The organism is Campylobacter parajejuni, from assembly GCF_046764905.1.
Taxonomy (GTDB): domain Bacteria; phylum Campylobacterota; class Campylobacteria; order Campylobacterales; family Campylobacteraceae; genus Campylobacter_D.
The window spans coordinates 1-25,010 of sequence record NZ_JBKORB010000006.1; the positions used below are offsets into that span (position 1 = coordinate 1).

At 34.1% G+C, this 25,010-nt stretch carries 28 protein-coding genes and 2 pseudogenes; 19 read left to right on the forward strand and 11 right to left on the reverse strand.

The window, feature by feature from the left end:
- From ACLL8X_RS06515 to rrpA, 3 genes and pseudogenes are all read right to left on the reverse strand, one after another.
- A pseudogene (locus ACLL8X_RS06515) lies at positions 1 to 183 on the reverse strand (hypothetical protein); the annotation flags it as partial.
- Between the two features lie 222 nt (positions 184 to 405).
- Positions 406 to 1,122, reverse strand: a pseudogene (locus ACLL8X_RS06520) (cache domain-containing protein); the annotation flags it as partial.
- A 649-nt stretch (positions 1,123 to 1,771) separates the two neighbouring features.
- Entirely contained in the window at positions 1,772 to 2,107 is a 336-nt protein-coding gene (gene rrpA / locus ACLL8X_RS06525) for a MarR family transcription factor RrpA (RefSeq protein WP_411990120.1), read from the reverse strand.
- A gap of 102 nt (positions 2,108 to 2,209) precedes the next feature.
- On the opposite strand from rrpA, the gene ACLL8X_RS06530 reads away from it, so the two are divergent.
- From ACLL8X_RS06530 to ACLL8X_RS06545, 4 genes are read left to right on the forward strand one after another with little or no spacing between them, the layout of a single operon-like run.
- Positions 2,210 to 2,725, forward strand: coding sequence for an NAD(P)H-dependent oxidoreductase (locus tag ACLL8X_RS06530; RefSeq protein ID WP_411990121.1), 516 nt, complete (start codon positions 2,210 to 2,212; stop codon positions 2,723 to 2,725).
- The gene (locus ACLL8X_RS06535) at positions 2,722 to 3,069 is read left to right on the forward strand and encodes a TIGR04076 family protein (protein ID WP_411990122.1); all 348 of its coding nucleotides are present in this window, start codon (positions 2,722 to 2,724) and stop codon (positions 3,067 to 3,069) included. The genes ACLL8X_RS06530 and ACLL8X_RS06535 overlap by 4 nt, the downstream gene beginning before the upstream one ends.
- Positions 3,066 to 3,656, forward strand: a complete 591-nt coding sequence (locus ACLL8X_RS06540) for an NAD(P)H-dependent oxidoreductase (RefSeq protein ID WP_411990123.1) — start codon at positions 3,066 to 3,068, stop codon at positions 3,654 to 3,656. Before ACLL8X_RS06535 ends, ACLL8X_RS06540 begins: the two co-directional genes overlap by 4 nt.
- The gene (locus tag ACLL8X_RS06545) at positions 3,653 to 4,543 is read left to right on the forward strand and encodes an MDR/zinc-dependent alcohol dehydrogenase-like family protein (protein WP_411990124.1); all 891 of its coding nucleotides are present in this window, start codon (positions 3,653 to 3,655) and stop codon (positions 4,541 to 4,543) included. The genes ACLL8X_RS06540 and ACLL8X_RS06545 overlap by 4 nt, the downstream gene beginning before the upstream one ends.
- A 41-nt stretch (positions 4,544 to 4,584) precedes the next feature.
- On the opposite strand, the gene ACLL8X_RS06550 is transcribed toward ACLL8X_RS06545, so the two are convergent.
- The 4 genes from ACLL8X_RS06550 to tupA form a co-directional block, all read right to left on the reverse strand.
- Positions 4,585 to 5,550, reverse strand: coding sequence for a 5-oxoprolinase subunit C family protein (locus ACLL8X_RS06550; RefSeq protein ID WP_411990125.1), 966 nt, complete (start codon positions 5,548 to 5,550; stop codon positions 4,585 to 4,587).
- Positions 5,531 to 6,271: a 5-oxoprolinase subunit PxpB gene (pxpB, locus tag ACLL8X_RS06555; RefSeq protein ID WP_411990126.1), complete on the reverse strand. Its 741-nt coding sequence runs from the start codon at positions 6,269 to 6,271 to the stop codon at positions 5,531 to 5,533. Before pxpB ends, ACLL8X_RS06550 begins: the two co-directional genes overlap by 20 nt.
- Positions 6,272 to 6,280: 9 nt before the next feature.
- A complete protein-coding gene (locus tag ACLL8X_RS06560) occupies positions 6,281 to 7,048 on the reverse strand; it encodes a LamB/YcsF family protein (RefSeq protein WP_411990127.1) in 768 nt (255 codons plus the stop codon).
- Positions 7,049 to 7,218: 170 nt separating this feature from the next.
- On the reverse strand, positions 7,219 to 8,028 hold the full coding sequence (gene tupA / locus ACLL8X_RS06565) for a tungstate ABC transporter substrate-binding protein TupA (protein ID WP_411990128.1): 810 nt from the start codon (positions 8,026 to 8,028) through the stop codon (positions 7,219 to 7,221).
- 82 nt (positions 8,029 to 8,110) lie between these two features.
- Between tupA and tupB the strand changes: the two genes are divergently transcribed.
- From tupB to ACLL8X_RS06615, 10 genes are all read left to right on the forward strand, one after another.
- Positions 8,111 to 8,797, forward strand: coding sequence for a tungstate ABC transporter permease TupB (gene tupB / locus ACLL8X_RS06570; protein ID WP_411990129.1), 687 nt, complete (start codon positions 8,111 to 8,113; stop codon positions 8,795 to 8,797).
- A gap of 4 nt (positions 8,798 to 8,801) precedes the next feature.
- Positions 8,802 to 9,794 (forward strand): tungstate ABC transporter ATP-binding protein TupC, encoded by a 993-nt coding sequence (tupC, locus tag ACLL8X_RS06575; RefSeq protein ID WP_411990130.1) that lies wholly within the window; start codon positions 8,802 to 8,804, stop codon positions 9,792 to 9,794.
- A 134-nt stretch (positions 9,795 to 9,928) separates the two neighbouring features.
- Complete coding sequence (gene acs / locus ACLL8X_RS06580; RefSeq protein WP_411990131.1) at positions 9,929 to 11,899, forward strand: acetate--CoA ligase; 1,971 nt, start codon at positions 9,929 to 9,931, stop codon at positions 11,897 to 11,899.
- Positions 11,900 to 11,991: 92 nt separating this feature from the next.
- The gene (locus tag ACLL8X_RS06585; RefSeq protein ID WP_411990132.1) at positions 11,992 to 12,165 is read left to right on the forward strand and encodes a hypothetical protein; all 174 of its coding nucleotides are present in this window, start codon (positions 11,992 to 11,994) and stop codon (positions 12,163 to 12,165) included.
- Positions 12,125 to 12,766, forward strand: coding sequence for an FkbM family methyltransferase (locus tag ACLL8X_RS06590; protein ID WP_411990133.1), 642 nt, complete (start codon positions 12,125 to 12,127; stop codon positions 12,764 to 12,766). Before ACLL8X_RS06585 ends, ACLL8X_RS06590 begins: the two co-directional genes overlap by 41 nt.
- A 75-nt stretch (positions 12,767 to 12,841) precedes the next feature.
- Positions 12,842 to 13,666, forward strand: coding sequence for a UTP--glucose-1-phosphate uridylyltransferase GalU (gene galU / locus ACLL8X_RS06595; protein ID WP_411990134.1), 825 nt, complete (start codon positions 12,842 to 12,844; stop codon positions 13,664 to 13,666).
- Positions 13,660 to 14,880, forward strand: a complete 1,221-nt coding sequence (locus tag ACLL8X_RS06600) for a glucose-6-phosphate isomerase (RefSeq protein WP_411990135.1) — start codon at positions 13,660 to 13,662, stop codon at positions 14,878 to 14,880. The genes galU and ACLL8X_RS06600 overlap by 7 nt, the downstream gene beginning before the upstream one ends.
- Positions 14,881 to 15,005: 125 nt before the next feature.
- Positions 15,006 to 15,455, forward strand: coding sequence for a Dps family protein (locus tag ACLL8X_RS06605; RefSeq protein WP_411990136.1), 450 nt, complete (start codon positions 15,006 to 15,008; stop codon positions 15,453 to 15,455).
- Positions 15,439 to 16,329, forward strand: a complete 891-nt coding sequence (locus ACLL8X_RS06610; protein WP_411990137.1) for an alpha/beta hydrolase — start codon at positions 15,439 to 15,441, stop codon at positions 16,327 to 16,329. The genes ACLL8X_RS06605 and ACLL8X_RS06610 overlap by 17 nt, the downstream gene beginning before the upstream one ends.
- 24 nt (positions 16,330 to 16,353) lie before the next feature.
- Positions 16,354 to 17,391, forward strand: a complete 1,038-nt coding sequence (locus tag ACLL8X_RS06615) for an ATP-binding protein (protein ID WP_411990138.1) — start codon at positions 16,354 to 16,356, stop codon at positions 17,389 to 17,391.
- Here ACLL8X_RS06615 and ACLL8X_RS06620 read toward each other — a convergent pair.
- The 3 genes from ACLL8X_RS06620 to coaE are packed head-to-tail and all read right to left on the reverse strand — an operon-like array spanning position 17,381 to position 19,432.
- A complete protein-coding gene (locus tag ACLL8X_RS06620; protein WP_411990139.1) occupies positions 17,381 to 18,106 on the reverse strand; it encodes a glucosaminidase domain-containing protein in 726 nt (241 codons plus the stop codon). The two genes, ACLL8X_RS06615 and ACLL8X_RS06620, sit on opposite strands and share 11 nt — an antisense overlap.
- The gene (dapF, locus tag ACLL8X_RS06625) at positions 18,081 to 18,830 is read right to left on the reverse strand and encodes a diaminopimelate epimerase (protein WP_411990140.1); all 750 of its coding nucleotides are present in this window, start codon (positions 18,828 to 18,830) and stop codon (positions 18,081 to 18,083) included. Before dapF ends, ACLL8X_RS06620 begins: the two co-directional genes overlap by 26 nt.
- The gene (gene coaE, locus ACLL8X_RS06630) at positions 18,827 to 19,432 is read right to left on the reverse strand and encodes a dephospho-CoA kinase (RefSeq protein WP_411990141.1); all 606 of its coding nucleotides are present in this window, start codon (positions 19,430 to 19,432) and stop codon (positions 18,827 to 18,829) included. The genes dapF and coaE overlap by 4 nt, the downstream gene beginning before the upstream one ends.
- Before the next feature lie 60 nt (positions 19,433 to 19,492).
- Here coaE and purM point away from each other — a divergent pair, with 60 nt between their 5' ends.
- From purM to ACLL8X_RS06655, 5 genes are all read left to right on the forward strand, one after another.
- A complete protein-coding gene (gene purM / locus ACLL8X_RS06635) occupies positions 19,493 to 20,482 on the forward strand; it encodes a phosphoribosylformylglycinamidine cyclo-ligase (protein WP_411990142.1) in 990 nt (329 codons plus the stop codon).
- Positions 20,483 to 20,495: 13 nt separating this feature from the next.
- Positions 20,496 to 21,773 carry an adenine-specific methyltransferase EcoRI family protein gene (locus ACLL8X_RS06640; RefSeq protein ID WP_411990143.1) on the forward strand — a complete coding sequence of 426 codons (1,278 nt, stop codon included), beginning with the start codon at positions 20,496 to 20,498 and terminating at the stop codon, positions 21,771 to 21,773.
- A gap of 76 nt (positions 21,774 to 21,849) precedes the next feature.
- Positions 21,850 to 22,134: a hypothetical protein gene (locus tag ACLL8X_RS06645; RefSeq protein ID WP_411990144.1), complete on the forward strand. Its 285-nt coding sequence runs from the start codon at positions 21,850 to 21,852 to the stop codon at positions 22,132 to 22,134.
- On the forward strand, positions 22,124 to 22,393 hold the full coding sequence (locus tag ACLL8X_RS06650; RefSeq protein ID WP_411990145.1) for a type II toxin-antitoxin system YafQ family toxin: 270 nt from the start codon (positions 22,124 to 22,126) through the stop codon (positions 22,391 to 22,393). The genes ACLL8X_RS06645 and ACLL8X_RS06650 overlap by 11 nt, the downstream gene beginning before the upstream one ends.
- 23 nt (positions 22,394 to 22,416) lie before the next feature.
- The gene (locus ACLL8X_RS06655; RefSeq protein WP_411990146.1) at positions 22,417 to 23,418 is read left to right on the forward strand and encodes a glycosyltransferase family 9 protein; all 1,002 of its coding nucleotides are present in this window, start codon (positions 22,417 to 22,419) and stop codon (positions 23,416 to 23,418) included.
- Positions 23,419 to 23,422: 4 nt separating this feature from the next.
- Here the strand turns inward: ACLL8X_RS06655 and dcuC are convergent, their stop codons facing one another.
- Entirely contained in the window at positions 23,423 to 24,874 is a 1,452-nt protein-coding gene (dcuC, locus tag ACLL8X_RS06660) for a C4-dicarboxylate transporter DcuC (RefSeq protein ID WP_411990147.1), read from the reverse strand.
- Positions 24,875 to 25,010: the final 136 nt, after the last annotated feature.

Consider the following 25,010-nt stretch of genomic DNA (forward strand, 5'->3'; position numbering starts at 1 on the left):
TGCTTGATTATCTTGTTCTAAACCTTTTTTAGTAGCTAGAATGTTTTCATTGATGGCATTTGATATTTGACCAAATTCATCATTAGTTTTTACATCAATAGTAGCTATGTTTTTTGTTTTATGATTGATGAAATCAAAGAAGGAATTTAGTCCTGATTGAATGGAAGAGAGTGGGGAGAGACTTCGTTTGATGAGAATTCGAATGAGAATAAGAGCTATGACTATGGCAATGACGCCTATTAAAATTTGTTGGATTAAAATTTCGTTGCTTGCAGCACTATAAGAGCTTTCGTTGATGATAGCACAAACCCTAAAATAAGGATTTAAAGCACTTTCACACATTACCGCTTCCGTTTCTCCCGTATTTCCTTCAACATAAAATAAAAAATTCGACTTATTTGGGTCGATAAGTGAAGGGTCTTTGGAAACAGCGTCATTGATGTTTTGGCTTAGGGTTGTTTTGCTAAGAATTTTGCTCTCATCTTCGTGTAGAACAACATTTCCTTCAGGATTTAAAACTTGTAAAATGGTATCTTCAGAATGCTCAAGCACTAAAACTTTTTTTGTTAAGCTTACCAAGTCCAAATCCCCGCCTACTATACCCACAAGAACACCATTTTGATACACAGGCACCGTGTAGGTGATAACGAGCTTACCTGTGGTTGCTGTCTTATAAGGGTCTGAAACAACTAATTGCTTAGCATTGATAGTTTTTTGATACCAATCTCTTGTTCTTACATCAAGTTGAGAAATGCTTAAAGAACTTCCACTAGAAAGATAGGTTCTATTATCTCTTTCTGAAAAGAAAAAAACTTCTGATAAATCCGCGGCATTTTTTATCATATTTATCATTTGGTAAATTTCTTTTTCATTTGAGCTTTGTAAATTTCCAAGTTCTTTAGCTAAAACTTCCATAGAAGCTCTTTTGAAAGTAACTTGAGAGTTAAAGACTTTAACGGTGTCGTCCATCAATCTATACTGAGAGTCTTTTAAAAGTTCGAAGCTATTGCTTTGAGACCCTGTATAGCTGATAGTGCCTACTATACATAAAATTACGACGATTAACCCGCCTATAAGAAAGGTGAGCTTGGAAGATACGCTCGCATTCTTTGATTTTGTCATAGTTTTTCCTTTTAATTGAAAATATATTTCAAAAATAATTGAACATAAAATCGTAAATTCTACAAGCAAATTTGTTAATTATTTCTTAAAAATCGTTTTTTTTTTTTTTGATTTTTTGTTAAATTTATATTAATTTTTAAGTGTTTTTTAATAAAAATGAGCTTCTTGGCTACGAAACCCAAATTATTGCTTTCTCAAAGCCCTGCAATGTTTTAGAATATTTTTTCTGTAAGAAGGGAGTTTAAAACCATTCCTAGTGGCTATAAATTTTCGTCATTGCGAGGCGATTTATCGCCGAAGCAATCTTTATTAAAATTTTAAGCAAATGGTCTAAAAGAAGCTTTTTTAAATTTTCTTAGATTGCTTCGCCTTCTTTGAAGTCTCGCAATGACGGAGCTAGTGTAGTTATCCTTACCAAAGAGCAAAACGGCTTAATTTTACCATCACAAAAGCCAACTTGCAAGCGTCTAAGCTAGAAAATCAAAAATTGCTTTAAACGCTATGCCTTCTTACAATGACGCATAAGGTTTGAATTTATAGTAATTTTGGAGTTCTTTTAAGGGAATAAATTTAAAATCTATTCTTATTGCCCTTTTTAAAAATAACTAAAAAACTAAGCCAATTTTTAGGCAAATCCCCTTGATAAAATTCAAAACTCTTTTTTATTTTTCTCGCCCCATTTACACATCGCTTCAAGCACAGGGATAAGTGTTTGACCCTTTTTAGAAAGCTTGTATTCGACCTTGGGCGGGATTTGAGGGTATTCTTTACGCAAGATAAGCTTATCGCTTTCAAGCTCTCTTAAAGCATTGGTTAAGGTTTTAAAGGAAATACCTTCTAATAAGCGTTTTAATTCATTATAACGCACCAATTCATAGCGGAATAATATATATAAAATACTCATCTTATACTTACCGCTAATAAGAGCTAAAGTATAGTGAAACCCACATTCTTTAAAGCTACATTTTTCAGTGTTTTTATCCATTTTATACACTCCTTTTATATAGTATCTTTCTTTATTTTGCGTATTGTAAATTTTATTAGGTTTGGTTATTATTTTATCATAAATTCATAAAAAGGAGTAAAAATGCAAACTTTAATTTTACTTAGCCATCCTAATATGGCAAATTCTAAGGTCAATAAAGCCCTTAAAAATGCGGCTTTAGAATGTCAAAATTTAAATCTAAGTGAGCTTTATGCTAAATACCCTAATGAAAAAATCGATGTCAAAGCCGAGCAAGAGCTTTTGCTAAATCACGAAAAAATCATTTTTCAATTCCCTGTTTTTTGGTATGCCACCCCGCCTTTGCTGAAAAAATATTTCGATGAAGTATTTAGCTACGGCTTTGCTTATGGCGAAAAAGCACGGGCTTTAAAAGGCAAGGAATTTGGCTTTTGTCTTAGTTTTGGCGATGAGGAGCAAAGCTTTGAAAAAGAGGGTAAAGTGGGCTTTAGTGTGGATGAAATCATCACGCCTTTTAAGGCTATGAGTAAATTCGTAGGGGCGAAGTATGGGGGCTATTTTGCCGTTTTTAATGCCCATGAGCTTAGTCAAAATGAGCTTTTGCAAAAGGGTGAGCAGTATAAAAGGTTCTTGATATGAAACGCATTAAAATAGAAGTTTTAAAAACACATTTTGATGAGAATTTGGCTAGAGAATATGGTGTTTTAGGTCCTTGCCCAGCTCATAAAGTTGGCGAAGTTTTTTACAGCGAAGGTTTTAATAAGCCTGATAATTTTTGCGATGAGGCTTGGAAGGCGATTTATCAATATGTCTTTGCCCTAGCCCATATGAAAAAGGATGAAATTTTTTATTATAAGGACTGGATAAAAACGCCAGCTGTGGCTATAAATTCTTGCAATGACGGGATAAGACCTGTGATTTTTAAAATCACGCCTTGTGATGAAGAAGGACAAAAAATAAAACTTTATGGAGAAGAAAAATGAAAAATATTTTATTAATCAATGGTGCTAAGGAATTTGGGCATTCTAAAGGTAAATTAAGTGAGCTTTTACACCAAAAAGCCGTGCAGGTTTTAAATGAGCTGGGTTTTCATACAGAACAAACCCTTATCGATAAGGGTTATGAGTCTTCTTTGGAAGTGGAAAAAATTCTCAAAGCTGACGCTCTTATTTATCAAATGCCCGGCTGGTGGATGGGTGAGCCTTGGATAGTGAAAAAATACATTGATGAAGTTTTTAGCCTTGGTGCTGGGGTATTTTGTAAAAATGATGGCAGAACTAAGCAAAACCCTACTAAAAATTACGGCACAGGGGGCTTACTTCAGGGTAAAAAATATATGTTTTCTCTCACTTGGAATGCCCCGCTTGAAGCCTTTACGGATAAGAATGAATTCTTTGGCGGTGTCGGTGTTGATGGGGTGTATTTGCACTTGCATAAGGCTCACGAGTTTTTGGCTATGAGTGCTTTAAAGACCTTTATTTGCAATGATGTGATGAAAAATCCTCAAGTGCCAAGTTATTTGCAAAATTACGAAAAACATTTAAAAGAACTTTTTGGAGCTAAACAATGAAAGAATTTAAAGCCTTTGCCTTTGAAAAAGGCGTTTTAAAGCCTGTTATAAGAAGCTTAAGAGAGCTTAAAAGTGATGAAGTGCTGATACAAAATCACGCTTTTAGTCTAAATCCAGTGGATTTTAAGGTTATCAAGGAAGGCAAAATCGCAGGGGTCGATGGTATGGGAGTTTGCGTAGCTGGGGGTGAGCTCGGAAAACGCTTTGCTTATCATAGTTATTTGGGCGATGATGGGAGTTTTGCGGAATTTAGCATAGTCAAACGCAAGGCTTTAGTGCCTTTAAAAGATGAGTTAAGCAATGCTTTAGCTGCTGCCTTGCCTTGTGCAGGATGGACGGCTTTAATGAGTCTTGATAAATTACCAAATCTTTGTGGGCGTAGGGTTTTAGTCAGTGGCGGGGGTATGGTGGCTAAAATTTTGATTTCTCTTTGTTTGCTTGAAGGCTGTGAAGTTTATGCACTTTGCCATCCTTCTCATCATAAGACTTTGAAAGAATGGGGCGTTAAGGAATGTTTTGAGCAATATTTTGATATTGATGAGCTTTTTGCTATTTTTGATACGGCAGCAAGAGCGCAAAATTTGCTTGATAAATTAGCCTATAATTCGCATATGGTGGCTATTTTAGGCAGGATAGAGCAAAATCACACCAAGCCTTTTAGCACTTGTGTTAGTTTGCACGAAGTGGCACTAGGAGCCATTTATGAAAAAGGCACACAAAAGGATTTTCAAAGATTAAGACAAAATGCTTTAAGGCTTTATGATTTAGCCCTTGAAAATAAAATTTTATTGCCCCGTTTTGAAAAATTTGATTTCAATGAGCTTCCAAAGGCTTTAAACGAGCTTAAAAATGGGGCTAGGGGAGTAAAATACCTGTGCGAGTTTTAAATGGGTTTAAGCAAAGTTGATTTTTTAGAAAATTAAAAGTTTTAAATTAAATTTTCAAAATCCAAATTGATTTTTTTATCCATAGCCTTAAATTCGGCTTCTCTTTGTTTATAAAGCTCTAAAGCTTCTTGCATTGTGATACTTTTAAAGCGAAAACTAGAGCCTAATTTAGCCTGTGCGAGCAAGGGTAGGTCGTTTCCTATCACCGTGGCGATTTTTGTGTAGCCTCCCGTGCTTTGCCTTGCCGCCATTAAGATGATAGGAATGCCACTTTTTGGCACTTGCACACTTCCAAAAACCGCAGGGTCTGAAATAATATCGGCTGAGTCTTTATGCTCTATGAGTGTATCAGCTTCTGCATAAATTGCCATTCTATCGCTTTTTGAGCCTATTTTATAAGGGGTATTTAAAAAAGTTTCTAAGCCCTTTTGCGTAAAAGCGTCTTCATTGGTCCCTAAAATTACCCGTATAATAGGCTCTTTAGGGTTTTTAAAAAGGGGATTTTCGCACTCTCTTGATGGGAGATTAAAGGGGATAAATTTATCCTTGATGTTTAAAATATCATTTTTTTGCAAAGCCCTTCCATCAAAGGCTCCAACGCCCATTTTAGCATCGCTTGATTTGGAATTTAAAAAAGTTTTCACATCAAAGCCCCCTGCTAGGCATAAATACCCACGAAAGCCGATTTTTGCAAGATTTAGCTCTAAAATATCGCCCTTATTTGCCTTATAAACCTTGCAAGTTTTAAGTTGTGTTTTATTTAGTTTTGCCCCAAAATCCGCCCCGCTTAAAACAAAATAATTCTCAGCCAAAAACTCGTATTTTCCACCCTTTAAACAAAGCTCAAGCCCCGCTTCATCTTGCTTGTTTCCAAGCAAAATATTAGCCATTCTTAAAGCATTTTCATCCATAGCTCCGCTTCTTGCTATGCCAAGCTTGGCAAATTTTTTTCTACCCAAATCTTGCAAACTTGAATTTATCGATGCTTCAATGATTTTTATACTCATAACTTTCCTTTTGATAGAGCTTTTTGGCAACTTGTTCTTTGATTAGAAAAAATTCATCCTTTGAGATGGCTTTAAATTTCAAAAACATTCCAGCCTTTAAAAGAGTGGGACTTTTTTCATCTTCTTTATTGAAAAAATTTAGAGGCGTTCTAGCGATGATTTGCCATCCACCCGGGCTTGATATGGGATAAACCCCCGTTTGTTTATCGGCAATGCCCACGCTTCCTGCTTCTATTTTGCTTCTAGGATTTGCAAGTCGTGGGGTAAAAAGTCGTTTATCTAAGCCACCAAGATAAGCAAAACCTGCCATAAAACCCAACATAAAAACAAGATAATAAGGCTCGGTGTGAAGCTTGATAAGCTCTTCTTTTGAGATTTGATTGTGCTTGCATACAAATTCCAAATCCAAAGCAAATTCTTCATCATAACAAAGTGGAATTTCTATGCAAAGATTTGAATTTTGCTCACTAAGTTCAGTGTCATTTTTGATTTTTTCTAAAAAATCAAGCAAGGAAGTTAAGCAAATCACACAAGGATTAAAATAAATTAGCAAACTCGCATAAGCACTCACAAGCTCATCAATGCCGTAAATTTCACCCTCTTTGATAGCCTTTTGAATTCTTTTTTCTGTGCTTAAAACACAGGCATTTATCTTAGGAGAAATTTCTTGTTTAAAACGCAAAAGCAGGGCTTTGCTTCCGCTAAAATGCACACTAAACATCATTAAAACCTATACGAAATTTTCTAAAGCACAAATTTGAATTTGCTCTTTTTCTAAATTTTCTTTGATTTTTTTCACAAATTCTAAAGCCTTGACATTGTCCCCATGAACGCAAATGCTATGGGCTTTTATACTTATTTCTTTGCCATTTATGCTGGTAACTTTGTTTTCTTTTATCATTTTTATCACTCTTTTTAGAGCCAAATTCTCATCTTCTATCACAGCCCCTGCTAATTTCCTTGAAACCAAGGTGCCATCATCATTATAAGCCCTATCAGCAAAGACTTCACAAGCGTATCTTAAGCCCTTTTTCTTAGCCGCTTCATCCATAGCTGATTGACTAAGTCCCATAAAAATAATATTTTCATCAAAACTAGCTACCGCTTCACAAAGAGCTAGGGCTAAATTTTCATCCACAGCCGCCCTATTATAAAGTGCGCCGTGAGCTTTAAAATGCTGTATTTTCATCGCTTTTGCCTTAGCAAAGCCAAATAAAGCCCCAAGCTGATAAAGGGCATAATTTTTAGCTTCATCTAAAGAAATTTGCATATCACGCCTTCCAAAGCCTAAAAGGTCAGGATAAGATGGATGTGCTCCTATGCGAACACCCCTTTGTTTGGCTAAATTTAAGGTTTTATCCATCACACAAGGCTCACCAGCGTGAAAGCCACAAGCAATATTTGCCGAGCTTACAAATTGTAAAATTTCTTCATCCATACCCATTTTATAGGCTCCAAAACTCTCCCCTAAATCACTATTTAAATCCACTTTAAACATTATTTCGCCTTGTAATTTTCTTTTAATTATATCTTTTTAATTTTTAGAAAAAAAGCTTATGTTTTTGAAAAAGAAAAAAATAGGAAAAAAGATAGGAAAAATATTATAAATTGTAACAAATTTAGAACTTGGGTTTGAATTTAAAAAAGCAGGAATAATCCTGCTAAGTTTTAATCTTTTCTTGTTTTGGCATCCACTACAAACATTGCTTTATCAAGAAGTTTAAAATCACTGATGAATTTTAAGGTCTCATCGCTTGTTAGCCACTTTATAAACTCACTTGCCTCAGTGTAATTTGTATTTTTGCAATGCTTAGGATTTGTAGCGATTATGGAATAGAAATTTTTAAGACTATCATCGCCTTCATTAACGATGACTAGATTAGGATTGCCTTTTTCATTCGCTTCGTATTTGATATAAGTGCCTCTATCTGTGAGTATGACGCCCTTTTTTTCTTCTGCTATTTTAATGCTAGCTAACATACCCTGTCCGCTTTGTTGATACCAGCTTTCTTTTTCATCTACGCCGCCTATGCTTTTCCAAAGGCTTTTTTCTTTATTATCCGTGCCTGATTTATCGCCCCTTGAGATAAAGGTTAGCTTTTCGTTTTTTATAAGCTCTAGGCTTTCTTTTAAATTTTTACCCTTAAATTTAGAAGCTATTGACTTATCCGCTATGATGATAAAATCATTATACATCACAGGGGTTCTATCCACGCCAAAACCCTTAGTTACAAATTCCTTCTCTGCTTTTGGAGAATGCACAAAAAGCACATCCGCATTGCAATCTTCACCCATCTTTAAAGCCGCGCCCGTTCCTACCGCAACCCATTTAAGCGTGTTACCGCTTTGTTTTTCATAAAGGGGTTTTAAAGCGTCTAAAAGCCCTGTATTATCAGTGCTTGTTGTAGTTGCCATTTTAAGCTCTGCTGCAAAAGCACTTAGGGCTAAGGCAAGAGCTAAAGAAATGATTTTTTTCATTTTTTCTCCTTAGAAATTTACATAAAAAAATATTTTAGCACAATTATGCTAAAATTATTCGTTTTTGGAATAAGGATATTTTTTGGATTATATTTTAGAGGGTTTTAAACAGGCTTTATTTTTACTTTTTAATGCAGATGAAAGTGTTATTTCAGCGATAAAAACAACGCTTTTAAGCTCAAGCATTTCTATAATTTTGGCTTTGATTGTGGGCTTTCCTTTGGGTTTTGCCTTAGGTTTTTTTGACTTTAAGCTCAAACGCTTTTTCAAACTCATCGTAGATACTAGTCTTTCTTTTCCAACGGTTGCTGTGGGGCTTATACTTTATGCTTTGATTTCAAGTCGTGGTCCCTTAGGGGAGCTTGGTTTGCTTTTTACCATCAAAGCTTTGATTTTGGGGCAGTTTGTTTTGGCTTTGCCCATTGTGATTGCCTTGTTTTCGAATTTAATTGAAAATATGAATAAAAAGCATTTTTTACTCATTAAATCCTTTCATTTGAGTGCTTTAAGCCTTGTTTGGAGTATGATTTATGAGTTGCGTTTTGCCTTAGTGAGCGTTGTGGCTTTAGCTTATGGACGCATTGTGGCTGAAGTGGGAGTGGCTATGATAGTAGGAGGGAATATAAAATACGACACAAGAACCATAACCACAGCCATCTCACTTGAAACCAATAAGGGCGAATTTTCTAGTGGAATAGCTTTGGCTTTGGTTTTAATTCTCATTGCTTTTTGTTTAAATTTCATCACTCATAAACTCAAAAGAACTTAGCTTAATGATAGAGCTTTTTAATCTTTCATTTGCTTACCCTAACAAAGAGCTTTTAAATATTAAAAATTTAAAGCTTGATACGAGTAAAATTAGCATTTTAATGGGGGCTAATGGGAGTGGTAAATCGACTTTTTTAAGGATACTTAAATTCTTAGAAGGGGATTTTTCAAGCCATATTTCTTATTTTGGAAAATTTAAACTCACTAGCAAAGAAAAGCGTGAAATTTATTTGCTTTTTCCAGAGCCTATTTTGCTAAATCGTAGCGTAAGGGCGAATTTTTTATTTACCCTAAAAGCTTATGGGGTAAAAAAAGAAGCGAACGAACGCATAAGAGAAAGCCTTGCTTGGTTGGAATTAGATGAGAAATTTTTGGATAAATATCCCAGTGAGCTTTCATCAGGGCAAAGTCAAAAAATAGCCTTTGCCATAGCTTTGAGCGTGAGAGCTAGGTATTATTTGCTTGATGAGCCTAGTGCTTTTTTGGATAAAAATACAACGATTTTGTTTAAAAAAGCCATTCTTCAAATGAATAAGAACTTTGGCATAGGCTTTTTAATCGCAAGCCACGATAAGCATTTTTTGGATTCTTTGGCTCAGAAAAAACTATACTTGCATAGCGGAGAAATCTTAGAATTTGAAAATACTAATGTTTTTGATTTGGAAAATAAGGGTGTAAGCTTTAGTCATTTTATAGATTTTAGTCTGTGTGAAAAATACAAAATTTTAAAAAAAATTCCCAGTAAAATCGCCATTAATCCTTATAAAATTTCTTTTTTTAGTCTAAATGAGCCAAAAAATAAAGAGCTATTTATCTTAAATAAGTGCCTTATCATCGCACTTAGAACTAGGAAAAATGATGTTTTTGTAAGAGTAAATTGTGCGGATAAGATTTTGGAATTTGCCCTAACAAAGCAAGATTTTATTAAGGCGGATTTGAAATTATATCAAGAGCTTAGTCTTTATTTTTGCGAAGAGGCTATATGTTTCTTAAATTAACAAAACTTGTAAAAAGTTAATCAAATATTACGAATTTTCCCATTTTGTCAAATTTATATTAATTATTTTTTAAATTTGTGTTTAATGCAAATAAACTCTTATATAATGTTAAAAATAAGCAAAAAGGAGTTTTTATGCCACATCAAAATAGCCCAGAACTTTTTAAGCCGAGTAAGGAATTTTCTCGTAAGGCACGCATAAAAAATTTGTGCGAGTATTATGATTTATGCGATGAAGCTAGGGAGAATTTTGAAGATTTTTGGAAAAGACAAGCCCTTGAAAAAATAGCTTGGTTTTCGCCTTTTTCTAGGGTTTTAAATGAAGACAAAGCCCCTTTTTATAAGTGGTTTGAAGGGGGAACTTTAAACGTGAGCTATCAATGTCTTGATAGGCATATGAAAACAAAACGCAATAAAGCGGCTTTGGTTTTTGAAGGCGAAATGGGCGATTATGAGGTTTATACTTATAGAAGATTATTGCACGAAACTTGCAAAACGGCTAATTTGCTTAAAAAATTTGGAGTGAAAAAGGGCGATAGGGTAGTCATTTATATGCCTATGATACCTCAAACTGCCATAGTGATGTTAGCTTGTGCTAGGATAGGGGCTATTCATAGCGTGGTATTTGGGGGCTTTTCACCTGAAGCTTTAAGGGATAGGATTGTAGATGCTAGAGCAAAGCTTGTTGTAACCGCAGATGGTGCTTTTCGCCGTGGCAAAGCTTATATGCTAAAACCCGCTGTGGATGAGGCTTTAAGCGAGGGTTGTAAGAGTGTAGAAAAAGTGCTTGTAGTCATACGCAATAACGAGCCTATAAACTATGTCAAAGGAAGGGATTATGTTTATAATGAACTTGTGAAAAATGAGTCTTATAAGTGTGAGCCTGAGATTATGGATAGTGAAGACTTGCTATTTTTGCTTTATACTTCAGGCTCTACGGGTAAGCCAAAGGGTGTAATGCACGCAAGTGCGGGTTATATTTTGTGGGCGCAAATGACTATGGAGTGGGTTTTTGATATAAAAGATTATGATAATTATTGGTGCAGTGCGGATGTGGGTTGGATTACGGGGCATACTTATGTGGTTTATGGTCCCTTAGCTTGCGGGGCTACGACTATAATGCACGAAGGAACTCCTACTTATCCAAATTCGGGGCGTTGGTGGAGAATGATAGAAGAATATCAAGTGAGTAAATTCTACACATCTCCTACGGCTATAAGAATGCTTCACGCTGACGCACCCGATGCACCTAGCGAGTATGATTTAAGCACTTTAGAAATTTTAGGCACGGTGGGAGAGCCGATAAATCCTAGTGCTTGGACTTGGTTTTATGGGAGAGTAGGGGGGTCAAATTGTCCCATAGTCGATACTTGGTGGCAAACTGAAACGGGTGGGCATATGATTAGCCCTTTACCGGGGGCTACTGCTTTAAAGCCCGGTTGTGCTACCTTGCCTTTGCCCGGAATTTTTGCTGAGATTATTGATGAAGAAGGCAATAAAAAAGGCGTGGGCGAAGATGGATTGCTTTGTATCACTAAGCCTTGGCCTTCGATGATTCGTGGAATTTGGGGCGATGAGGAACGCTATAAGCAAAGCTATTTTTCTCAGGCTAAAAAAGAAGGCAAGGCAGTGTATTTTAGCGGGGATGGAGCCTTTTATGATGAGAAGGGTTATATTACCATCACAGGACGCACTGATGATGTGGTCAATGTCGCAGGACACCGTATAGGGACAGCTGAAATTGAAAGTGCTATCGCTAAACACCCAAGCGTAGCAGAATCGGCTGTGGTGAGTGTGCTGGATGCGATTAAGGGGGAAAGTTTGTTTGCCTTTGTGGTTTTAAATTCTGCTTCAAGTTGTGATTTAGGCGGGGCTGTGGAGACTTTAAAGGAGTTAAATGATATTTTAAGAGCGGAGATTGGACCCATAGCAAAGATTGAGAAAATTCTTTATACCCCGGGTCTGCCAAAGACTAGAAGCGGTAAGATAATGAGAAGAATTTTAAGGAGCATAGCAAGGGGAGAAGAGCTTAAACAAGACATCTCAACGCTTGAAGATTCTGCTGTGGTGGAAAAGATTGTTAAACTGGCTAAGAATGAGCTTTGAAGTTTGAAATTAGGGTTTGAAAGCTTTGTTTGAAAAGGATTAAGTTAAATTGATTAGAATAAATTTCTTAAATTAATTTAAAGGATAAAAAGATGTTTAAAAAAATAAAACACCCAGATGGCTCAAGAGAGCTTTATTTTGGTAAGATAAAAGTATTAAGATATACCAATAAACGAAGCTATTTGAACTATAAACTTTCTTTTCTTAATCCACTCCAAAAAGGTAATGGGGGGGGGGATTGGTTACTTCAAGCATCTTTTAGATAGAGCGGGTATAGCCCCAAAATACCATCATATTTTTTATGATTTTTATTTAAGGACTCAAAATAATGAGAAGCTAGTTTTCATAGATGGTGGCACTCATGCTGGGGTCTTTAGTGATGTGGCTTTAGCTTGTGGAGGGCTTTGTTATGCCTTTGAACCAAATATTTATCTAGCGGCTTTTTTGAAAAATCAATATAAAGATGAGACAAGATTTATTTTATACCAACAAGCTCTTTCTAATAAAAATGAAAAAAGTATTTTTTATAATATGGATGCGGATTTAATCAGTAATGGCAATAGCATAATTTCCATTCATAAGGGCGAACAAGAAAGAGCTTATGAGGTGCAAAGCATTGATTTTTGTGAATTTGTTAGAAAATTACTTCAAAAGCACGGCAAAATTAATTTTGTTAAGCTTGATATTGAAGGGGCGGAATTTGAGCTTCTTGATTCTTTGATAGAACAAAACTTGTATAGAGATATTGAATTGATTATGGTAGAAACCCATGAGAGATTTTTTGAAAATCCTAAAGAAAAAATAAATAAACTTAAAGAAAAAATTGCAAAATATGAAATTAAAAATATTTATTTAGATTGGGTTTAAAATTTAAAACTATTTTTGAATAATGGTTTGTCAAGTTGAAGTATAATTTCTCAAATTATTGTTTAAGGAAATTTTATGCTTCAAACTTGTATTTTCCCTGCAGCAGGTTATGGGACGCGATTTTTACCTGCTACAAAAACCTTGCCTAAGGAAATGCTACCTATTTTAACCAAACCTTTAATCCACTATGGCGTTGATGAAGCTTTAGAAGCAGGTATGGAAAATATGGGTTTTGTAACAGGGCGTGGGAAGAGAGCTTTGGAGGATTATTTTGATATTTCTTATGAGCTTGAGCATCAAATTTCAGGCACAAAAAAGGAATATTTGCTTAGCGAAATCCGTTCTTTAATCCACCGTTGCACCTTTACTTTCACAAGACAAAATGAGATGAAAGGCTTAGGCGATGCGGTTTTAAAAGGTAAGTCTTTGGTGGGTGATGAGGCTTTTGGGGTAATTTTGGCTGATGATTTGTGTGTCAATGAAGAAGGCTTAAATGTGATGGCACAAATGGTAAAAATTTATGAAAAATATCGCTGCACTATTGTAGCTGTAATGGAAGTGCCTAAAGAGCAAGTTTCAAACTATGGGGTGATTTGTGGGAATTTTGTAGAAGATAGGCTCATTATGGTAAGCTCTATGATAGAAAAACCAAGCCCCGAAGAAGCTCCAAGCAACCTAGCTATCATAGGAAGGTATATTTTAACTCCTGATATTTTTGGAATTTTAGAGAACACTCAAGCAGGAAAAAATGGAGAAATTCAACTCACAGACGCACTTTTAACTCAAGCAACCAATGGTATGGTTTTAGCTTATAAATTTCAAGGAAAACGCTTTGATTGCGGAAGTGTGGAGGGTTTTGTGGAAGCGACAAATTATTTTTATGAGAAAAGTAAATGTTAAATAACACTCTTTTTTTTAAAAAAAGTGAGTTTCATACCATAAGTTCTTACGCAAATCGTATTAATGATGAAGTAAAAAGCGGAGATGTAGGGTATTATCATCTTATCGATACAAGTTTGGCTTTGATTGATGAAAGTTTGAAATTTATTCAAGATAAAGAGTGTGTAAAAAATATCGTTTTAGTAGGAATGGGTGGTTCAAGTTGCGGTGTAAAAGCCTTACGTGATATGCTTTTTGATGAAAAAAATAATCAAAGAGAACTTTTTATACTTGATAACACAAGCTCACATTCTTTTAACAAGACTTTAGAAAAAATCAAGCTTGAAGAAAGCTTGTTTTTGATTGTGAGTAAAACAGGTAGTACCATAGAAGTAGTATCGCTTTTTAAACTTCTTATTGAGCATTTTAAACTTGATATGCAAGAGCTAAAAAAATACTTTGTTTTCATTACTGATAAGGATTCAAAACTTCATCAAGAAGGTAAAAATTTAGGCATTAAATGCTTTTTTATCCCTGCAAATGTAGGGGGTCGTTTTAGCATACTTTCAGCCGTGGGTATAGTGCCACTTTGTTTTTGTGGCTATAATGCTAAAGCTCTTTTAGAAGGAGCCAAAGCTTGCTTTGAAGACTTTTTTATTCACAAAAAAGATGAAATTCTACAAAAAGCTTATCACTACTGCACACATAAAAATGCGAATATCAACGTGCTTTTTTCTTATAGTGATGCTTTTAAAGGTTTTAATGAATGGTATATACAACTTATTGCTGAAAGTTTGGGTAAAAAACAGGGCTATAAACGCATAGGTTTAACGCCAATTGCCCTTATAGGTGCAAGGGACCAGCATAGTTTTTTACAGCTTATTATGGAAGGACCTAAAAACAAAACAATAACTTTTTTAAAAATAAAAGATAGTCAAAAAGCACCTATTATCCCTGATATTCATTTTAAATTTTTAGATTCTTTAAGTAATAAAGTCAATCTCCACGAACTTTTAAACGCACAGTGTGATGCAACTATGTACGCTTTAATCGCTGAAAATTTAAGCGTTGATGTGATAGAGCTTGAAAGACTTGATGCTTGGCATACGGGATATTTGATGTATTATTATGAACTTTTTACTTCAACTTGCGGTGTTATGCTAGGGATTAATACCTATGATCAACCCGGTGTGGAAGTAGGAAAATTAATCTTAAAAAACATACTCAATCCTTAATAGAAATTTATTAAAAAAGGGTATAATGATTTTAAATTAAAATTATGATATAAATTTTTAGTTAATAATTATTCTTATTTAAGAATTTTATGCTATAATTTTAAAAATTAAAAAAGGAGTCAATTATGTCAGTTACAAAACAATTACTACAAATACAAGCAGACGCTCATCATTTATGGGTTAAATTCCACAATTATCACTGGAATGTAAAGGGTTTGCAGTTCTTTTCTATACACGAATACACAGAAAAAGCTTATGAAGAAATGGCAGAACTTTTTGATAATTGTGCTGAAAGGGCTTTGCAACTTGGCGAAAAGGCGATTATCTGTCAAAAAACCTTGATGGAAAATGCAAAGAGTCCAAAGGTAGATAAAGACTGCTTCACACCGCTTGAGGTAATAGAATTTATCAAAAAAGATTATGAATATCTTTTGATGGAATTTAAAAAGCTAAATGAAGTAGCTGAAAAGGAAAGCGATACCACAACAGCGGCTTTTGCTCAAGAAAATATCGCAAAATATGAGAAAAACCTTTGGATGATAGGAGCTACTTTACAAGGTGCTTGCAAAATGTAATTTAAGGGGCTTTTTGCCCCTTTATGAACTTGCCGATTTTATAGAACTTTCTCAAAAGAACATCCAAACATCATTTTATTTTGAACTTAAACAAAAGTTGCTTGAAAATTTAAAATACTTACAAAAACTATGTGATTATGCCTTGCTTTCAAATGCTGCTTATGTTAATTTGAAAGTTGGGGAATTTGATTTTATTTCAAATAAAAGACTTTTTAGGGCTTTGAGTGCTAATATTTTTTCAAAAGAATGTATAAAAATAGGCAAATTCCAGCCTTTTACCGCATTTTATTTTGTCAAAAGATATGCTTTGGTAGCACATAAGAGCGAGATTGCTTCTAAAACAGGCTTTAAAGCAAGTTTGTTTTTAGATAAAAAAAGTAAAGAATATATTTTAGCAGTAGCTGGAAGTGATTTTAGAATTTGGTATTTTGATTTTAAAGATTTATGGAGTGATTTTTTGATTTTAAATAAGCAAATTCCAAAAGCACAATATTTTTCCCTGCTTTGTTTTTACCGAGAGATTAAGCAACGCTTTGGCATAGAAAAGCTTAGTATGGTAGGACATTCTTTGGGCGGATATTTAATCCAGCTTTTTGCAGATAATCATCCCACAAGAGTAGAAAAGATATATACTTTTCAAGCACCCGGCATTGCCTATTTAAAACATCTTCAAAGTCATAAAGCCTTTCATATTCATACTTTAGATAGTAGCAATTTGTCAAGTTTCAAGTGGATTTATTTTCATTTTGTCCAAAAATTACATCAAAAATCAGGCACAAATATTTTTCTTAATCTTAAAACAAAACTCCATCATCCTAGTTTATGTGGAAAATTTTTATTTCAGAGCATTAAAATTTTAAGTAAAAAAGATTAGTTATAATATCTTTAAAGGATAGAAATGAAAATTCTTAATTTTTTTTACGAAAATCATCCCAAATTTGAAGCGGGTTATGAAAGAAAAATTCAAATTTCAAAGCCAAATATCATTTTAAAAGGTCCAAGATTTTGTGGTAAAAAAACACTTATTTTTAATTTTTTATCTCAGTTTAAAGCGGATGAAATTTTGTTTTTAGATTTGTATGATACACGCTTTGAAAAACAAAGTTTAGAAAGACTTCCTGATTTTTTGAATGAAAAGGGACAAATTAAAATTCTCTGTCTTTATAATCTCGATTTTATCCCCAATTTAGAAAAAATTAAAATCCCCGTCATTTTAAGCACAGATAAAAGAGCTTTAGTCCTAGAAGGTTTTAAAGAGCTTGAGCTTGATTATTTTGATTTTGAAGAATTTATCAGTATAAGTAGAAAAAATTTGCCTATAAATCATTTGCTTGGACTTTTTTTGCAAAGTGGGCGTAGTCAATTTGGAGAGAAAAACGCACTTTTAAGAGAGAATTTCACCCCCTTAGAATTAGAAATTCTAAGGTATTTAGCCCTAAATTTAGGACAACAAATAAGCATTTCTAAAATCTTTTTAGAACTTAAAAAAAGATTAAAAACTTCCAAAGACAGCGTTTATCACTCCATAAAAAAACTAGAAAATACTTATATTATACATATTTTATCCCACGATGAAAAAAGGGTGCAAAAGATTTATTTTAGGGATTTTGGCTTGAGAAATAATCTTTGTGTGGCTAAAGATTTTCCCCATTTGTTTGAAAATTTGATTTTAAGTGAGCTTTTTAAATTTAAACAAGTTTTTTTCTATAACAAATATTTTCATTTTTATAGCCAGAGTTCTAAGATTGCTTATATTTCAAGCCCTACTTTGGATATTGACTTGATAAAATTGCGTGCTAAAAAAATTCTTCCTAAAGCTTTGGAGCTAGGTATTTTTCATGTGATTTTTATCACTCTTTCAAGTGAGTATAGTTTTTTTGAAGAAGGGGTGAAGTTTGAAATTCTGCCCTTTGGAAATTTTGCTCTTAGTTTTTAAAATCGTATTTTTCAAGTGCGTATTGGGTGATGATTTTAGCGATAAGCTCGGTGTAATCTCCTTTAAGCTCCGAATAAGCGTGCAAACTCTTAGCGGCTTCTAGCCCCGTTATTTGCTTACCTTCGCTTTTCAATTTAGCTCTTTCGTTACGAAAATTTTCATAAGCAAAATGGCGGTTGAGATTTAAGACATAAGAATCAACACTATCTTGCAAACTATCAAAAATTTTAATCTTATGCTTTTTATTTGGATGTCTCAAATCAGGGATTAAGCCCTTTTCGCCCCAAGTCCATTCCCCAAAAAGATTATTCGCCTCTCTTGCAAAACGACTTGTTCCTGTGGCACTTTCAACCAGAGCTTGGGCTATACCCATAGATTTTGGAATACTTTGAATGCGTTTTTTGTATTCAGCAAAATCATAAAGATTTTCAATGCGATACTTGTTTTTGAGTGCGATAAGTTTTTCAAGATTAGCTTGATTTGAAGTTCTAAAGCCTGTTTTGTAGCTATCTTTGAAAAAGGCTTCGATAAAAGCCCTTTCTTGTTCAATTTTTTTAAAGCTTTGATTAAACATTTCATTCATTTTTGTAAAAAAAACTTGCCTTTTTTGTTCTATATCAAGCTCATAATAGTCCTTGCCAAAGCCGTCTTTTAGATTATCATCAGCAAAAAATGGACTTAAAAAAAGACTAAGAAAAATTATAATTCGCTTCAAAACAATACTTTACCTTTCCTTGAAAAAATATTTCTTCATTTTCAAATTTAAAACCAAGCTCTTCGCCACTTTTGGGTGTGATTGTAAGCTCCTTTTGTGCTTTTTTATTTAAAAATGCTAGATAAAAACAAGCCCCCATACCCGTGCCACAAGCTAAAGTTTCATCTTCAACCCCGCGTTCATAAGTGCGAACTTTTAAATGATTTTCATTTATAATCTTTACAAAATTGACATTTGCATTGTATTTTTGTCTCATTTTTTGGCAAAGCATTGTATCAAATTCATCTAAATTTTCACAAAAATGCACCAAATGAGGCACCCCCGTATCGCAAAGTTGCCAAGTTTTTCCTAATTCTTCAAAAGCCTTTTGCACACTTTTGACTTTTCCTAAGGATACTTGAACTAGGTTTTGATTAACGCTTGCTTTTATTACCCCTGCACCGCTTAAAAAGCTAAGTTTAGAAGGAAGTTTATTAATATGATGAGCAAAATGCACAGCAGCCCTAGCACCATTACCGCACATTGCAGCTCTTGAGCCATCGTTATTGTAAAATTCCCATTCAAAGTCGTATTTTTCGTGGGGTAATATCACGATAAAGCCATCCGCTCCTATACCTTCATAACGGTTGCAAAGTTCTTTAGCTAAGGTGCTTCTATCTTGTTTTTCCTTAGCATTTGTTAGGATAAAATCATTCCCACTTGCACAATATTTATAAAATTTCACATTTTTGCCTTAGATATATTTTGTATGAGTTTAACACACTCTTGCCTAAAACTCTCATAAGAGAGCGTATTTTTAATGACAAAATCCGCTTTTTTCACTTTTTTTTCTATATCCATTTGAGCTTCTAATCTCATTAAAGCTTCCTTAAAGTTTAGTTTATCTCTTTGCATTATTCTTTGAATGCTTAATTCTTTAGGTGTATAAATTACTATGACTTTGCCTAAATTTTCATAAGCACCGCTTTCAAAAAAAAGAGGAATTTCCACAAAAAAAGCTTTATTTTCTTTATCTAAAATTTGCATTTGTTCTAAAATTTTAGCTCGAATTTTAGGATGGGTAAAATTTTCTAAGATTTTTTTAGCCTCTTTGTTGTTAAAAATAAGCTCTCCAAGAACTTTTCTATCGATTTTATTTTCTTTTGTAAGTAAATTTTTTAAGCCAAATTGAGAGAAAATTTGCACAAGTTCTAAAGCATTTTCATCTAAAATTTCATGAGCGATTTTATCCGCACTCACACTTTTAAAACCCAAAGAATTGGCTATTTTTATAAAGGTGCTTTTGCCACAAGCAATACAGGCGGTTACAAAAAAAGCATTTTTCATCTTATGCCTTATTAAAACTTTTTTCGTTAAAATACCTTTTTAGTTCTTAAAGGAAAATAAATGAAAATTTCATACGAGGATGCGGGTGTAAGCATAGATAATGGAAATGCCTTTGTAGAGGCTATAAAACCTTTGGTTAAAGAAACTTTTAATGATAGCGTTATAGGGGGGATTGGTTCTTTTGCGGGTGCTTTTAGAATGCCAAGTGGTTTTAAAAAGCCTGTGATTTTAGGTGCCACAGATGGAGTAGGAACGAAGCTTCGCTTGGCAATCGATGCGAAAAAATATGACAGCATAGGACAGGATTTAGTGGCTATGTGTGTGAATGATTTGATTTGTAATTTTGCTACACCTTTATTTTTTTTGGATTATTATGCTACGGCTAAGCTTGAAGTAGAAGTGGCAAAGGCTGTTGTAGCAGGCATTGTCAAGGGATGTAAGATGGCAAATTGTGCGTTAATTGGCGGAGAAACGGCTGAAATGCCCGGAATGTATGCCAAAGATGATTTTGACTTAGCGGGTTTTGCTGTGGGCATGGCTGAAGAGCATGAGCTTGATAGAAGTAAATTTGTTAAAAATGGCGATATTTTATTAGCACTTCCTAGCTCAGGGCTTCATTCAAATGGCTATTCTTTAGCCAGAAAAGTGCTTTTTGAAAGCTTAAAATTAAAATTAGATGATAGGATAGAGGGTAAAAATTTAATCGATATTTTATTAGAGCCTACAAGAATTTATGTGCGTGATTTTCTTGCTTTAAAGCCTTATATTAATGCTTTAGCACATATTACAGGCGGGGGTTTGGTAGAAAATTTACCGCGTGTTTTACCGCGTGGGCTAGGAGCGGTGATAAGAAAACATCATCTTAAAACCCCTGAAATTTTTTATCTCATAGGACAAAGGGTTGAAGAAAGCCAAATGTATAGAAGTTTTAATATGGGAGTAGGCTTAGTAATGGCTGTAAATCCATCTAAGGTAAGTAAGGTTTTAGAAAATTCAGATGCCTTTATCATAGGCGAAATTTGCATTAACGAGGGTGTGGTTTTAGAGTGAAAAGGAAGAAAATATGCAATTTATCTACATAGTTCAATCCAAAAAAGAAAAAAGCTGGTGTAAAATCGGCATCACCAATGATTTAAAACGCCGCTTAAAAGAATACAATGCGACCACGGGAATTTCGGCTGAGAATTCTTATGCTTATCTTTTTGCTGCCCAGGTAAGTGATATGAAAGCCTTAGAGCAGGATTTGAAAAAGAAATTTTCTTATTTAAGAGAGCTTCAAAAAAGAGAAATTTATCTTTATAATCCAAGCTGTTTTGATATGTATGTCGATTTTATAAAAACGAGTGTTTATTTTCTAAAAAAAGTTGTGCTAAAAGAGCCTAAGGAGCCTAGAATTTCAAGGCTTAAAACCCAGCCTACTATGGAAGAAAGGGGCGTTAAACAAAGAATTGAAATTTTAAATAGAGCCAAAAGGATAAAAGATGATGAATTTTACACTCGTATAGAAGATGTAGAAGCTGAACTTTCTATGTATGCTCCTAAAATTTGGCAAAACAAAGTCATCTTTTGTAACTGTGATGATGCGGTAGGGCAAGAAAGGGATTATACGGATACTTCGGCTTTTGCTTTGTATTTTTTAAAGCATTTTTTTAGACTTAAGATTAAAAAACTTATTTGCACCCATTACGCGGGACCTGTGGATTTGTTTAATGCCAGAACGGGAACAAGGGGCTATGTCTTTACCAAAGAAGGAGCCACCGAAATGACAAATATGCCAAAAGGCTATACAGGAAGCTTTGATTCAGAACTTTCTGTGAAAATTTTAAACGAAGAAGCTGATATAGTTTGCACCAATCCTCCCTTTTCAAAAGCAATAGAATATTGGCAATTACTTATGAAAAGCAAGAAAAAATTTATCATCATTTCTAATGTTACCATTCCCATAAGCACAGCTTTTATCCCTTATTTTATGCAAAAAAAGGTTTGGGCGGGTTATAATAGTGTGGATTGGTATTTAAATCCTAAACGCATTCCTATAAGGGCTGCTGGGCATTTTTTCACTAATTTTCCTATAAAAGACCGCCCCGCTATTAAAAGACTTAAATTCATGCCCCTAGATGAAATCCCTAATGCGTATAAACAATACGATGATAGCGGCACACTTTTAGTCGATAATAACTATATTCCTAATGATTATGATAAGCCTTTTGCCGTATCTACAAGGCAAATTTTAAATGGAATTTTAGAATGCGGCTATGAAATCGCTTCAACAAAGCAATATGAAGCTCATATGGAAGGTAAATCAAAATTTAAAAGAGCCTTAATTCGCAAGGAAGAGTGAAATTTAAATAAGCTTGATAAAAAATGCTTTTAGAATTTTAAAATAAAAAGTTATAATCATAAAAAAGGAGTAAAAAATGTTTGATTATTCTAAATACGAAAATGCTACACCTAAACAATTAATTTATGCACTTTCTTTAGTGGAAAAAAGAGCAGAAAAACTCAATTCACAACTAAAAGAAAACAATGAACTTTTTAAATTTTTAAATGAAAAACTAAAAAACTCTTTTGATACCAAAAAAGCAAAAAAACAAGGACAAAGAAGAATTGAACTAGATGAAGCGATTGAAGATTATAAAAATGGGAATGTAGAAACTTATGCCAATTTTGAAGAATATAAAAAGGCTATGAGTGCCTTATAAAATTATACTATCTAAAAAATATAAGCAAAAATATAAAAAAGCAAATACAAAAGATAGAATATTGATTGATGAAGTGGTTGAAAAATTATCTAACGATGAAATTTTAGAAGCAAAATACAAAGACCACGCATTAAAAGGGAATTACATAGGTTTTAGAGAATGCCATGTAAAACCCGATTTGCTTTTAGTTTATCGCAAAAATAAAAATATTTTAGAATTATATCTGGCAATTTTAGACAATCATAATAATATTTTTTAAGAATTAATTAAAAAAGGACAAAGATGGAAAATATTGTTTTTCATGCAGATGGTTTTGGAGATGCCTTTGTGTGTTTTAAGGCTTTGTATGCCATCAAAGAGCTTTATCCAGAGTATAAATTAAGCTTTTTAACTAGGGGGGGGGGGGGTATAGAGCCTGCTTTCTTAGAAAAAATCGCCTTTATCGATAAAATCATAATTTATCAAAATGATTTTTTTGAAAAAATTCAAAGTGAAAATCCCCAAATTTTTATCAGCACCCAAAGACAGGGTGAGTATTTTAAAAAATTAAAACGCTTAAATCTTCCAAAATGTATAGTCCATGCCCATTTTATCAGCATAAGTTCTAAAAAACTAAGCACACCTTTCCCATTTTTTAGAGCTAAAAAACATATGAGTGAGATTGTTTTAAGACTAGTAAGAGCCATAGATACTAAACATTTTGATAAGAATTTAAAAAAAATTGATTTTTCCCGGGTGAAAAATTTACTGCCTTATGATACTAAGTTAAGCGATGAGTTTTTTAGTAAAATTGACACTAAATATGAAAAAATCATAGGGATTAATGCCTTTTCAAATTGTAGCGAAGGCGGGGGATATAATTTTTTCATCAAAGATTGGATAAATCTTGGAAGAAGATTGGCTTTGCAATATCCTAATTTTTTATTTTTGCTTCTTAATTTTGAAAAAAATCCCATCCAATACAAAATCGAAGAAAATGCTAATTTGAAAGTTTTTGTGAATAACACAAGCATAGCTTCTTTGCTAAGTATTTCTAAAAAATTAGATTTTCTCATCTCTGTGGATACGGGCAATGTGCATATTTGTGATATTTTACAAATTCCTAGCTTGGTTTTGATAAGTAAAATCGTAGCTTATAGATTTAGCGGCGGGAGTTATGGAAGTAGCTGTGATAAGCTAGTCTTAAAGCCCACTTGGCAAAAAGAATACAAAAAAATTTGGGAAATTTTTCTTCATAAGGCTAGGAGGAATTTAAATCTTTTGTTTGTCAAAAACAAGGGATAGAACTCTATCCCTTTAGTTCTATTTTTGTGGAATTTTGCTCACTAGGCAAAGGATTATTTTGTGCCAAATAGAAAGAAACAGCTATATTCACAAGCATAGCGATGAGTAGGAGCGGGGTGGTGCGTTTGATGATTTCCATAGGAGCTACTTTAGCAAAACCCGCTAGGGCAAGTATGCCCCCTGCAATAGGCGAGGCAGCACGACCCAAGCACGAAGCGATTTCAATAGGCAACACAAGAGTGATAGGAGCAACGCCTAGCTTTGTGGCAATATCAGGGGCTAATTTCCCAAAGGCATTAAAGGCTGCGATACCACTTCCCATAATCACCGTAAAACCATAAACCAAAAAGCTTAAAACAAAAATGCTTACAAAAACCGCCACAGCAGCAAATTCCCCTTCTGCTCCCAAAGCGGATACGGCACTAGCTAGAATTCCTACTCCCCCAAGAGCCTTAATGCCTTCAGCAAAAACACCTGCAGCGATGATAATGCTTACAACGCTGACAAAAATATCTGCCATAGCTTTTAAAATGACAACCATATCTTCGCCTAGCTTTTTAGCGTCTTTATGCCTTGCAAATTCCACGATGAATACTAAGGCTATGCTTACAAAATTCGCTGTGATGACATCAAGCTTGACACCTAAAAAATACGCTGAAAATAAGAACACCACAGGAAGCCAAGGAAAAAAGATATAAAGAGTAGGGCATTTTGGGTCGATGATTTCGGGAGTATCGACTTCATCACACAGCACACCTTTGGCTCTGTCTCTTTTATCCACCCAAGCGAAATAAAAAGGTATCAAAATGGCAATGATGGCAACATAGGCTAAAACAACCCAAATTTGATAATGTAAAAACAAGCCTACAACATTATCCTTTTCTCCTACCATATCTGCCATATTGATGGAATTTCCATCCTTTGGACCATAATCAAGAGCGATGAGAGAAAGCACACAAACGGCTGTTATGGGGCGGATTTTAAGGGCGATTAGCACAGGATAAATACAAGCTAAAAGCAAAAGTAAAAGCCCTGTATAGCTTGAAATAACGATTTTAAGAGCCATACCCACGATGAAGGTTCCGCTTAGTATGAGATATTTGTTTTTGATTTTGCCTAAGGGTTTGTTAGCCAGATAGGCTAATTTAGCCGAGGCGTTGATATGCTTCATATAGGCTGCAAAACCTGCCACACTCATAATGATAAGCCCAACGCCAGCGAGTTGGGATTTAAAAGTTGCTGTGATGAAGCTAAAGCTATCTAATAAGACATCTAAAAAACTCACGCTTTCTCTTGCAGGAGCCTTAGGTATGGGTGTGCCTGTAAAATAAAAGGCAAAGATGAGTATAAGCATACCTGAGAGCAAAAAGGTAAAAATGGGATTGTATTTTTTGAGTATGTAATAAGCAGTGATGATAACTGCTAGAAGCGTGGAGCCTATCATAAAAACCGACATTGTCTTTTCCTTAGAATTTTAACTTTTGTGTTTAAATTATACTATAAAAATTAAATAAATATATATTTTTTGTTTAAATTTTTATTTTTCATTGTAAATTTATTCAACCGTTATTGCGAAGGTTTAACCCTGAAGC